Here is an 11790-nt window from a genome sequence, read left to right as displayed (position 1 = left end):
AAAGCCGGGTCTATGGCCTCAGCTGTCCGAGCAACGGAGGATTCATCCCATGCGTGCAGACAAGTTCACCACCCGTTTCCAAGAAGCCTTGGGCGAGGCTCAGAGCCTGGCCATCACCCGCGACAACCCGTACATGGAGCCCGCCCATGTGCTGAGCGCCATGTTGGCGCAGGAGGACGGCCCCAAAGCCTTGCTGGAGCGTTCCGGCGTCAAGGTGTCGGCGCTCAAGACCGCGCTCGACAGCATCATCGCCGGCCTGCCCCAGGTGCAGGGCGAAGGCCAGCAGGTCAGCGCCGGGCGCGACCTGGTGGCCTTGCTGCAGGCGGCCGAGAAAGAGGCCTCCAAGCGCGGCGATCACTTCATCGCCAGCGAGATGTTTCTGCTGGCCTTGGCTGATGCCAAAACCGATCTGGCCGGCATCGCGCGTGGTCATGGCCTGAGCCGCAAATCGCTGGAAGCCGCCATCGAGGCGGTGCGTGGCGGCCAGAAGGTCGACAGCCAGGAGTCCGAAGGAAACCGCGAAGCGCTCAAGAAGTACACGCTCGATCTGACCGAGCGCGCCCGCGAAGGCAAGCTGGACCCGGTGATCGGCCGCGATGACGAGATCCGCCGCGCCATCCAGGTGCTGCAGCGCCGCAGCAAGAACAACCCGGTGCTGATTGGCGAGCCGGGCGTGGGCAAGACCGCCATCGTCGAAGGCCTGGCCCAGCGCATCGTCAACGGCGAGGTGCCCGATTCCCTGAAGAACAAGCGCGTGCTGGTGCTGGACATGGCCTTGCTGCTGGCTGGCGCCAAGTACCGTGGAGATTTTGAGGAACGTCTGAAGTCCGTGCTCAAGGAAGTGGCGCAGGACGAAGGCCAGACGATTCTCTTCATCGACGAGATCCACACCATGGTCGGCGCCGGCAAGGCCGAGGGCGCCATCGACGCCGGCAATATGCTCAAGCCGGCCCTGGCCCGCGGCGAGCTGCATTGCATCGGCGCGACCACCTTGGACGAGTACCGCAAGTATGTGGAGAAGGACGCCGCCCTGGAGCGCCGTTTCCAGAAGGTGCTGGTCGATGAGCCGACGGTGGAAGCCACCATCGCCATCCTGCGCGGTCTGCAGGAAAAGTATGAGGTTCACCACGGCGTGGAGATCACCGACCCGGCCATCATCGCCGCGGCGGAACTGAGCCACCGCTACATCACCGATCGCTTCTTGCCCGACAAGGCCATCGACCTGATCGACGAGGCCGCCGCCAAGATCAAGATCGAGATCGACTCGAAGCCCGAGGTGATGGACAAGCTCGATCGCCGCATGATCCAGCTCAAGATCGAGCGCGAGGCCGTGCGCCGCGAGAAGGACGAAGGCTCGATCAAGCGCTTCGAACTGATCGAGGAAGAGCTGCTCAAGCTGCAGCGCGAGTACAACGACCTGGAAGAGATCTGGACCGCCGAGAAGGCGCAGGCCCAGGGCAGTGCCCACGTCAAGGAAGAGATCGACCGCATCAAGCAGCAGATCGAGGAGCTCAAGCGCAAGGGCGATTTCAACAAGGTCGCCGAGCTGCAATACGGCCGCCTGCCCGAGCTGGAAAAGGGCCTGAAGGAGGCCCAGGCCAAGGAGGCCGGCAAGGCCAAATCAGGCAAGGAAGGGACTTCGCGCCCGCAGCTGCTGCGCACCATGGTCGGCGCCGAAGAGATCGCCGAAGTGGTGGCCCGTGCCACCGGCATCCCGGTGTCCAAGCTGATGCAGGGTGAGCGCGACAAGCTCTTGCAGATGGAAGCCAAACTGCACCAACGCGTGGTCGGCCAGGATGAGGCCATCACCGCGGTGGCCGATGCCATCCGCCGCTCGCGCGCCGGCCTGTCCGACCCCAACCGCCCCCTGGGCAGCTTCCTCTTCCTGGGCCCCACCGGCGTGGGCAAGACCGAGCTGTGCAAAGCGCTGGCCGGCTTCCTGTTCGACAGCGAAGAGCACCTGATCCGCATGGACATGAGCGAGTTCATGGAGAAACACTCGGTGTCGCGCCTGATCGGCGCCCCTCCGGGCTATGTGGGCTATGACGAAGGCGGCTACCTGACCGAGGCCGTGCGCCGCAAGCCCTACAGCGTGCTGCTGCTGGACGAGGTCGAGAAGGCCCATCCCGACGTCTTCAATGTGCTCTTGCAGGTGCTGGACGATGGCCGCTTGACCGATGGCCAGGGCCGCACCGTGGACTTCAAGAACACGGTGATCGTGATGACCAGCAACCTGGGATCTCAGCAGATCATGGCCTTGGCCGGTGAATCGAGCGAAGTCATCAAGGACGCCGTCTGGGGCGAGGTCAAGGCGCATTTCCGCCCCGAGTTCCTCAACCGCATCGACGAGACCGTGGTCTTCCATGCGCTGGACGCCAAGCACATTGCCTCCATTGCCAAGATCCAGCTGCAGATCCTGGAGCAGCGTTTGGAGAAGCTGGAGATGAAGCTCGACGTCAGCCCGGCGGCCTTGGACGAATTGGCCAAGGTCGGCTTCGACCCTGTGTTTGGCGCCCGCCCGCTCAAGCGCGCCATCCAGCAGCGCGTCGAGAACCCGCTGTCCAAGCTCATCCTGCAAGGCCGCTTCGGCCCCAAGGATGTGATCCCGGTCGATGTGCAGGACGGTGAGTTCCAGTTCGGGCGCGTGGTCCATTGAGTGCGTGGCGGCCCCACTCGCTCTGCGAGGGACTGCCAGCGGCACAGAGCAGCTGCTGGTCTTTTTCGTGAGGCCCTGCAGCCCGTGCCGCCACCGGGCTCATGGTTCCGGGGTCGGCCCTGACGGGCCGACTTCCCTGCGCTGCTCGCGCCTCGGGGCTGGCGCATAACTCACTTCGCTCCCTGCGTTCGCTTCGTTCAGACAGAAGCGCCAAGTCAGAACTTGAAGCGCACGAGTACGTGCGCGCCCCGAGGCGCTGTGCTGCTCGGCCCTTCACAAATCGCCCGGCAGCGGCACGGGCTGTAGGGCGCTTGCATCGCGATCGATCTGCCTCATCCACGGTGGAACACGCCATCTCCGGAGGTGGCTCGGCCCGCCGACGGGCGATTTGTGCGCGGCCGAGGGCGCAGCGGAGCGGCTCAGGCGCGCGCCGAAGTTTGCTTCAGGCGCGCTTCAAGCTCTGACTCGGCGCCACTGTTTGACCACAGTGAGCGCAGCGAACGGAGGGAGTTTGGCGCCGCTGAGTCGCGCAGTGAGCACCGAGGGGAGTCGGCTCGAAGAGCCGACCCGCGAACCATGAGCCCGGCGGCGGGCCGAGACACCGCAGCGGGAAAGATCAAGACAGCGGAGGTTCGCAATGTGCCGTTCACTGCCATCCCAGCTCTCGGATCACCACATCGACCGATGGTCCTCGGTCACGCCCAGCAGCTGGTGAACCTCGCGCTTGGGGTCATCGGGTGATGCTCGCACCCAGCCGCTGAAGCGGCCGACCGGCTGCACATAGTTGCTGGCGGCGAAACCGAGGTGGCGGGCGTCCTGACGGGCGCCTTCGGGCTGGAACTGCAAGTCGAGCAGGCCGTCGTCCGTGCGCACTTGCCAGGGCTGAAGGGGCCGGGCCGCGTCGAAGGCGAACTGGGCGGCGCCGAGCGGGATGAGCTGACCGTCCAGCCACAGCGCGTTTTCCTGCCCACCGAAATAGCCCTGCTGCAGATTGAAGCCCAGCCCGGGCCCGTGGGCGCTGGCCCAGCGCCAGGCGGTGTGGCGTGCCAGCAGGCCGTTGGAGGCGTCGAGCGCGCCCCAGGCCTGGTCCAGGCTCAGATCCTCATGCCCGGCAGCGCCGCGCAAGCGCGCCTGGCCGCGCAAAGGCAGGGCGCTGGTTTTCAGCGTGGCATGGGCCACGCCGCCATCGGCGATGGGGCCGATGGCCAGCAGTGGGGGCGCCAAGTGGGAGAGATCCAGTTGCGCGTCCAGCTGAAACTGTGGCGTGTCGAGCTGGACCTGCATCAGCTGACCCGAATCACGGCTCAGGCTGATGCGCGCGCCTGGGCCGCGGAAGCGGGTGACGCTGCCGGCTGCGAACGGCGCATCGGCCACGTGCGCCTGCAGGCCCGGCAGACCATCCTGGCTCCAGTCCACGCGCAGGCGGGCTTGCTGCCGGTCGAACAGGTAGGCGAAGGCCGTTGCGGTCCAGCCGACATCGACCACGGCCAGGCCGATGAACACCCGCTCGTCACCGAGGCCCAGGTAAAGCCAGCGCTTGTGATGCAGCCGGCGCCACAGCCAGCTGCGTGCGTGCGGGGGCTGCAGGCCGCGCCAGTCAAAGCCGAGGTCCAGCTGGCCGGCATAGCGCCCCGTGGCGGGGGCGCCGTTCAAGACCAGGCCGGCTGGCGCGGAGTGCAAATGGATGGGCTTCATCCGCGACGCACCTTGGCATCCTGTGTGCGCCGCCATTCCTGCGGCGTCTGCCCCGTCCACTGCCGGAAGGCGCGGCTCAGGGCGCTGTGCTCTGAGTAGCCCAGCAGGCCGGCCACCTCGCTGAGCTCCAGCTCGGGGTCGCGCAGATACGCTTCGGCCAGCTGCTGGCGGGTTTGGTCCAGCAGGGTTTGGAAGCTGCTGCCTTGCTCGCTCAGCCGGCGCTGCAGGCTGCGCGGGCTCAGGTGCAGGGCTTGGGCCAGGTCGGCCAGGGCCGTGCGGCCCGAGCGGATCAGGCCGATCAAGGTGTGGCGCCACAGGGCCAGCGGTTCGCTCAGGGCTTGGTGGGTGCCCAGCTCCTGCAGCAAGCGCTCGGCCTGCTCGTCCAGCAGGGCCAGCAAGGCGCTGTCCGAGGCTCGCAAGGGCAGGGCCAGGTCCGCATGGGCCAGGGTCAGGCGGGTGAGCGGCTGGGCAAAGCGTACCGGGCCGCCGAAGTAGGCCTCGTAGGGCTTCACATCGGCCGGCCGAGGGTTGACGAAATCCACGCCCAGGGCGCGCAGTGGCTTGCCGCTCAAATCACGCGTCAGGTGCATCAAGGCGGCCAGCGCGGTCTCGTCCACCAAGGGGCCGGGCCGGCCGCGCTCCACGCCCCAGACGATGTGCAGGCCGTCCGGACCCAGCTCGACCTGGGCCTGGTTGACGTCGTAGACCGAGCGGTGGTGGCGTTCCAATCGCTGCAGCGCTTGGGCCAGGGTGCCGCAGGCCAGGGCGGCATAGCCGATCACGCCGAAATGCCGCGGGCTGATGCCGCGGCCCAGTCGCAGCGCAAAGGTGGCCGGCGGGCCGGGGTCCAAGGCTTGGGCGCGCTGCAGCAAGGCCTGCCAGCGCTTCAAGACCACGAAATGTTCGCCCGCGGCCGGGCCTGGGCCCAGCAGGGCGGCTGCGTCGAGGCCGAGTGCGGCCAGATGCTCGTAGAGCAGCTGCACATAGCTGGCGGCAACGCGGGCTTCAGTCATGGGCAAATTGGGGGGATGAACAGGCGGTATGTCTCGGGAAACTGGCCGCGATGATGCCCGAGCCGCATGCGGCGGCGCTCCGGACAAACGCCAGGGCGCCGCGGTTTTGGCGCGATCGGTCAAGTGATTGGCCATGTCCGTCAAGCCGGTGCCTGCGGTGCGGCGCATCATGTGGGTTGCCGCGGTTTTCTGTTGACCCCATGGACGCCCTGATCGACTTTTTCCAGCAGCTCTATCTCCGCCATGGCGACTGGCGCGACCTGACCCTGCTGCTGCTCTCGCCGCTCTTCATGGTTTTTATCGCCCTGGAGGCCTGGCGCCTGCGCCAGCGCCGTGTCTACCGCTGGCGCGACACCCTGGACAGCATGAACAGCGGCGGCAGCTATCTCTTCGTCGATCTGGTCCTGCTGGCCGTTTGGGTGCTGCCGGCCATGGGCTGGATCTACCAGCACCGGCTGTTCACCCTCGAGGTGACGCCGCTGAACTTCATCGGCCTGTTTCTGGCGGTGGAGTTCCTCTACTACTGGTTCCACCGTGCCAGCCACCGCATCCGATGGTTCTGGTGCGCCCATGTGGTGCACCATGGTTCGGAACAGATGAACTTCACCACGGCGCTGCGGCAGAGCTGGTTCTATCCCATCGCCGGCAACTGGTTGTTCTACACGCCCATGGTCTGGTTGGGTTTCGAGCCGCGCTGGGTGCTGTTCGCGCTCTCGCTCAATCTGGGCTACCAGTTCTTCGTCCACACCCAGTGGGTCGATCGCATGCCGGCCTGGTTTGAGTGGCTCTTCAATACCCCCTCGCACCACCGCGCCCATCATGGCCGCAACCCGGTCTACATCGACCGCAACTTTGGCGGCATGTTGATCGTGTTCGACCGGCTTTTCGGTACCTTTGTGCCCGAAGAGGAGCCGGTGGACTACGGCCTGCAGCACCCGGTCGAGACCCACAACCTTTTCTGGCTCAATGCCCACGAATGGGCGGCCATGTTCGCGGACATGCGGCGTGAGCGCAGCCTGTGGCTGGCCCTCAAGCATCTCTGGGCGCCGCCGGAATGGCGGCGGCTCGGCGATGGGGCCGATGCGCGCTGAGTTGCCGCCGCAGCGGGCTCAGGCGCGCGCCGCCCGGCGCCGCAGCCACAAGAAAACGCCGCTGCCCAGCAACAGCGCCGGCACCAGGCCGAACAGCGTCCACAGCAGGCGCGCGCCCAGGCCCAAGGCTTCGCCCTTGTGCAGGGGGTAGATGAAATCCAGCACCTGGTTGCCCGCCGCGGTGTGCAGCGGGTCGTGCCGGGCCTGCGGCTGGCCTTGAAGATTCAGTCGCAGCCGGGTGCTGCCGGTGTCCTTGCGCCACTCGCCCTGCTGCAGCAGGCGCAGCTCCGTCTGGCCTTCGGAGGCCTTGGCCAGGGTGATGCGTGTCCAGCGTGCCTGGCCGGCGGGGAACTGCGCTTCGGCGGCGCGGGCCAGGGCGTCGTAGTCCCAGTCGGTGCTTGCTGCCGCAGGCTGCGCTGATGGCTTGAGCTTGGGCCAGTTCTGCACCGGCAGCACGCTGCCGACCAGGGCGCGCGTGCTCTCGCCAAACGCCAGGGCCGCGCCGGTGAGGCTCAGCACGATCAGCACCGGCGCCATCCACAGGCCCACGGCGCGGTGGACATCGAACCAGGTGCGTGCGGTCGATGCCCCCGTCTTGATGCTCAGCGCCTGCCGCCAGCTGCGCCAGCTGGGGCGCGCCGGCCAGGCCAGCCAGATGCCCGAGAGGCCCAGGCCGAGCAGCAGCAGTCCGCCGATGCCGACCACCGTCTCGCCACGGTCGCCGCTGAGCAGGTAGCGGTGCAGCTCGAACAGCGTGGGCATCAAATGGGCGGCGTCCCAGCGCACGGCGCCGCGGTCGCGGTGGCCGAGGTAGAGCCCGCAGCGGGCATCGATGAAATGCTCGCGGCGCCAGCCGGTCTGCGGGTCGCGACGCTCCCACACCTGGTAGGCGGCGCCCGGCTGGGCTGGCGCTACGATCAGGGCCGGCTTGCGGCCGGGCGCATGCTCGGCCAGCCGCTGCAGCACGCGGCGGATGGGCTCCGCTTCTTGGGCGGTTTCGGCCGTGGCGCAGTCCGGCCGCGCCTGCAACCAGGCCGGGTTGAGTACCGCGTCCAGCTCGGCGCGCCAGACCAGGGCGCTGCCGCTCAGGCCCAGCAGCACCAGCAAGAGGCCAGCCGCCAGCGACACCCAGCGGTGCAGCCAGACCCAGAGCTTGCGAGCGTTCCAGCGCCGGGCCTGGCCTTGCATGATGTGCAGCGTCTCCACGTTCAGAAGGGGCGGCGCCAGCTCAGGCTCAGGCCGCGGCCGCGGCCGGCGTAGAAGTCTTCGCCCGTGCCGGCGTAGTGGGCCTGGCTGTAGTAGGTGACGTACTGGCGGTTGAACAGGTTCTCGACGCCGGCGCTCCACTGGCCTTGTGCCGTGTTCCAGCTCAAGGAGGCATCGACCAGGGTGACGCCCTTGAAGTGCTCTTCCAGCGAGGTCTTGCCCGAGAACTTGCCGACATTGGCATGCCGCGGCAGCTGCCGCTGCAGGCTCAGCTGGCTGCTCCATTGCGGGGCGAACTGCCAGGTGGCGGCGGCCACCCATTTGTCCGGCCCTTGCGAGCGGGCGCCCAGGTCCAGATCGAGCGCGCCGCCATTGCTGGTGCTGGACGTGCGGCCGCGGGTGCGGGCATAGCTGCTGCTGAGCTTGAGCTGCTCGCTCGGCCGCCATTCGCCGCTCACTTCCACGCCGCGCACGGTGATGGGCACGCGCTGCACGGTGCCGATGCCATTGCTGACGATCAGCTGGCTGCCCAGGTCGGAGCGCGATTCGTAGACCGAGGCCGAGACGCTGGCCTGCCGGCCGCGCCAGGCCAGGCCCAGCTCTCGGTTCTGGGTGACGATGGGCTGCAGATCCACCAGGTCGGTGACCGAGCTGTTCGCGGCCTTGACGGCACGCAAGATCAGGCCCACATCCGGCGGGCCGAAGCCCTCGTTGTAGGCCACAAAGCTGGACCAGCCGCTGCGGCCAAAGCGCCAGACCGCGCCCAGGCTCTTGACCATCTCGCTGGCGCGGCGCTCGCCGCCTTGCACGCGCGGCTTGCCGTAAAAAGCCAGGGTGTTGTAGCTGTCCACCTGCAGCTGGGTGTGCTCGTCACGCAGGCCGCCGCGCAGGGTCAAGGGGCCGAACTCGTACTCCAGCTGGGCAAAAGGCGCGGTGCTGCGGAACTTGAGCGGCGGCACCCAGGCACGGCCGGTCAGGGTCAGGTCTTGCTGCGAGACATCGTCCAGCACGTCCAGGCCCAGGGTCAGTTCCAGGCCCGGGGTCCACAAATCCTGGCGCACCCAGCTGGCGCGCAGGCCCCATTTGCGGGCTTCGATCTGGCTCTGGTCGACCAGGGTGTTCAGCGGCGCAATGGCTGCGTCCTGGAAGGTGGCGATCACGCCGCCGCTGTAGCGTGCGGCAAAGCGCTGGGCGAACAGCTGCAGCTGTGCCTGGCCCTGGGCCAGATCGGCGTGGCTCCAGCTCAGGCTGGCCGAGCGGCTGCGGTTGTAGAGCGGCTGGTAGTCCAGCCGGCCCGGCTTGGAGGAAGCGGGCAGCTCGCGGGCGCGGTCCCCCGGCACATCGACCCAGTCCTCGAAGCCATGGGCGGTGAACTGGTTGAACATCAGCTGCAGCTCTTGGTCGCCGAGGCGCTGGCCCAGCTTGATGAAGGCGTCGTTGGCCCGGTGCAGGGATTCGGTGGCCAGCATGCGGCCCTCACCGTCCACGCCCACATCTTGCGAACGCTGGCCGAGGTAGACCAGGGCACTCCAGGGATCGGGGCCCTCGCTCAGGTGTTCCAGGCGGTAGCCGGTTTTCCAGCTGCTGCTGTCGCTGTGGCCTTGGCTGCCGAATTTCAGCTCCAGCAGGTGTTGGGTGCCGACCCGGCGCGGGCTGCGGGTGATGGTGTTGATGATGCCGCCGGTGGCGCCCATGCCCTGGGCCGCCGAAGCGCCGCTGACCACCTCGATGCGCTCCACGATCATCGGGTCGGCGAAGTAACCCTCGCGGCCGCCGAAGCGCAGCGGGTTGGTCTGCGGAATGCCGTCCAGCAAAAGCAGGGCGGTGCGGCCGCGCAGGCCCTCGCCGAAGTTGCTCATCTTCTGCCGCGCCGGCGCATAACCCGGGATCTGCAGGGTCAGCAGCTGGCTGGGGTCTTCGCTGATCAGGCTTTGGGTCTCGATGTCCTGGCGGCCGATCACGCTGACCGCGCCGGGGATTTTTTCCAGCGCCTTGCTGCTGCGTGTGGCGGTGACGACGGTGCGTTCCAACTGCTGCACCGAGCTGGCGGGCGCCTCTTCGGGCAGCGTTTGCGCCTGGCTGGCGGCGGCAGCGCTGCACAGGCTGGCGGCGAGGGCGAGGGCGTGAGGGGTGAAACGAAGGGCGGAGGTGTGGCGGGCGGAGCGGGGAGGGCGTGACATGAAGAGGGAGGGGAGAAAAAGCGCGAACGAGAAGAAAAAAGAGGAGCCGCCAAGACCCGCGAGCTGCGGGCCTGACGTTTGAGGCCTGGGCTTGGCCAAGCCCAGGTGGCCCGACCAACGTTGCCGCGCATTGTAGATTGATAAATGCGAACAATTCGCATTTAATGTTGGACGAGGCGCAATTGACTGCAGGCTCGGCCCGGCTTCCGCCCCTGCCGCACAGCGGTCTCCCCTGCGCCTCCTAGAATGGCCCACGCTGATTTCTCAGCGCCCCGCCGAGACGGGGCGTTTTTCTTTCGATTTCATGACATCTGCCGCTATGCCGAATCCGGACACTTCGCTCCCCGTGGTCATCGTCGGCGCGGGTCTGGCCGGCCTGACCACTGCGCTCCACCTGGCCGACCGCGTGCCCGTGGTGGTGCTGGCCAAGCGCCAACTGGGCGAGGGCGCCACCGCCTGGGCGCAGGGCGGCATCGTCGGCGTGCTGGGCAGCGATGACAGCATCGACTCTCATGTGCGCGACACCCGCGACGCCGGCGCCGGCCTGGTGGATGAAGACACGGCCCGCTTCATCGCCGAGCGCAGCGCCAAGGCCGTCGAGTGGCTGGTCAATCAGGGCGTGCCCTTCACCGCCGACGAAGAAGGCCCGCTGGGCCTTCACCTCACCCGCGAAGGCGGCCATGCCGTGCGCCGCATCGCCCACGCGGCGGACGCCACGGGCAAGGCCATCCACGAGCAGCTGCTGGCCGCCGCTCAGGCTCACCCCCATATCGACCTGCGTGAGCGCTGGATGGCGCTGGACCTGATCACCTCACGCCATGTGCAGCGAGAGGAAGAGCCGCGCTGCTACGGCATCTATGCGCTCAATATCGACACCCAGCGCGTCGAGGCCCTGGCCGCGCGCGCCGTGGTGCTGGCCACCGGCGGCGCCGGCAAGGTCTACCGCTACACCACCAACCCCGACACCTCCACCGGCGATGGCATCGCCATGGCCTGGCGCGCCGGCTGCCGGGTGGCGAATATGGAGTTCATCCAGTTCCACCCGACCTGCCTCTACCACCCGCAAGAGCGCAGCTTCCTGATCACGGAAGCGCTGCGCGGCGAGGGCGGCCATCTGGTGCTGCCCGACCATGTTGGCGGCGGCCGCTTCATGGCCGCGCATGACGAGCGCATGGAGCTGGCGCCGCGCGATATCGTCGCCCGCGCGATTGACTTTGAGATGAAAAAGCATGGCGTCGACCATGTCTGGCTGGACGCCACCCATCTGGGCGAGGCGTTTTTGAAGGAACATTTCCCGACCGTGCATGCGCGCTGCCTCGCTTTGGGCATCGACATCGCGCGGCAGAAGATCCCGGTCGTGCCGGCCGTGCATTTCACCTGCGGCGGCGCCGTCACCGATCTGCAGGCCTGCTGTGATCTGCCCGGGCTCTATGCCGTGGGCGAAACCGCCTACACCGGCCTGCACGGCGCCAACCGCCTGGCCAGCAACTCGCTGCTGGAATGCGTGGTGCTGGGCCAGACCTGCGCCGAGCACATCCTCGGCCTGCCCGATCTGCCGCCCGCGCCACTGCCCGCCTGGGACGAGAGCCAGGTCGAAGACGCCGACGAGCAGGTCGTCATCGCCCACAACTGGGACGAGATCCGCTTGCTGATGTGGAACTACGTCGGCATCGTGCGCACCACCAAGCGCCTGGAGCGGGCCCTGCACCGCATCCATCTGCTGCGCGCTGAGATTGACGATTACTACGCCAATTTCCGCGTCACCCGTGACCTGCTGGAGTTGCGCAATCTGGTCGATTGCGCCGAGCTGATCGTGCGCTCGGCACTCTTGCGCCACGAAAGCCGCGGCCTGCACTACAGCCGCGACTACCCGCGCACCCTGCCGGTCAGCTTCCCCACGGTGCTGGTGGCCGACCGCGGCCTGCGCACCACCAAGCGTTGAGCGCCAT

General features: G+C 67.7%; 7 protein-coding genes. 3 read left to right on the top strand and 4 right to left on the bottom strand.

What is annotated here, in order from left to right; genetic code table 11:
• The first annotated feature begins 49 nt into the window (after nucleotides 1–49).
• On the top strand, nucleotides 50–2656 hold the full coding sequence (gene clpB / locus C1O66_RS07150) for an ATP-dependent chaperone ClpB (RefSeq protein WP_102767248.1): 2607 nt from the start codon (nucleotides 50–52) through the stop codon (nucleotides 2654–2656).
• Between the two features lie 669 nt (nucleotides 2657–3325).
• Here clpB and C1O66_RS07145 read toward each other — a convergent pair.
• Together C1O66_RS07145 and C1O66_RS07140 are read right to left on the bottom strand one after the other, a co-directional pair.
• Nucleotides 3326–4351 carry a DUF2804 domain-containing protein gene (locus tag C1O66_RS07145; RefSeq protein ID WP_243392731.1) on the bottom strand — a complete coding sequence of 342 codons (1026 nt, stop codon included), beginning with the start codon at nucleotides 4349–4351 and terminating at the stop codon, nucleotides 3326–3328.
• Nucleotides 4348–5364 (bottom strand): AraC family transcriptional regulator, encoded by a 1017-nt coding sequence (locus C1O66_RS07140; RefSeq protein ID WP_165794515.1) that lies wholly within the window; start codon nucleotides 5362–5364, stop codon nucleotides 4348–4350. Before C1O66_RS07140 ends, C1O66_RS07145 begins: the two co-directional genes overlap by 4 nt.
• 200 nt (nucleotides 5365–5564) lie before the next feature.
• On the opposite strand from C1O66_RS07140, the gene C1O66_RS07135 reads away from it, so the two are divergent.
• Nucleotides 5565–6455, top strand: coding sequence for a sterol desaturase family protein (locus C1O66_RS07135; protein WP_102767246.1), 891 nt, complete (start codon nucleotides 5565–5567; stop codon nucleotides 6453–6455).
• Between the two features lie 18 nt (nucleotides 6456–6473).
• On the opposite strand, the gene C1O66_RS07130 is transcribed toward C1O66_RS07135, so the two are convergent.
• Nucleotides 6474–7661 (bottom strand): PepSY-associated TM helix domain-containing protein, encoded by a 1188-nt coding sequence (locus tag C1O66_RS07130; RefSeq protein WP_102767245.1) that lies wholly within the window; start codon nucleotides 7659–7661, stop codon nucleotides 6474–6476.
• A 2-nt stretch (nucleotides 7662–7663) separates the two neighbouring features.
• The gene (locus tag C1O66_RS07125; protein WP_102767244.1) at nucleotides 7664–9841 is read right to left on the bottom strand and encodes a TonB-dependent receptor; all 2178 of its coding nucleotides are present in this window, start codon (nucleotides 9839–9841) and stop codon (nucleotides 7664–7666) included.
• Between the two features lie 304 nt (nucleotides 9842–10145).
• Here C1O66_RS07125 and nadB point away from each other — a divergent pair, with 304 nt between their 5' ends.
• Complete coding sequence (gene nadB, locus C1O66_RS07120; RefSeq protein WP_102767243.1) at nucleotides 10146–11783, top strand: L-aspartate oxidase; 1638 nt, start codon at nucleotides 10146–10148, stop codon at nucleotides 11781–11783.
• Nucleotides 11784–11790 lie beyond the last annotated feature (7 nt).

The sequence above is a fragment of the Paucibacter aquatile genome (assembly GCF_002885975.1).
Classification (GTDB): domain Bacteria; phylum Pseudomonadota; class Gammaproteobacteria; order Burkholderiales; family Burkholderiaceae_C; genus Paucibacter_A; species Paucibacter_A aquatilis.
Note: the sequence above shows the minus strand (reverse complement) of the source record. Positions and strands in the feature narration are given on the sequence as shown.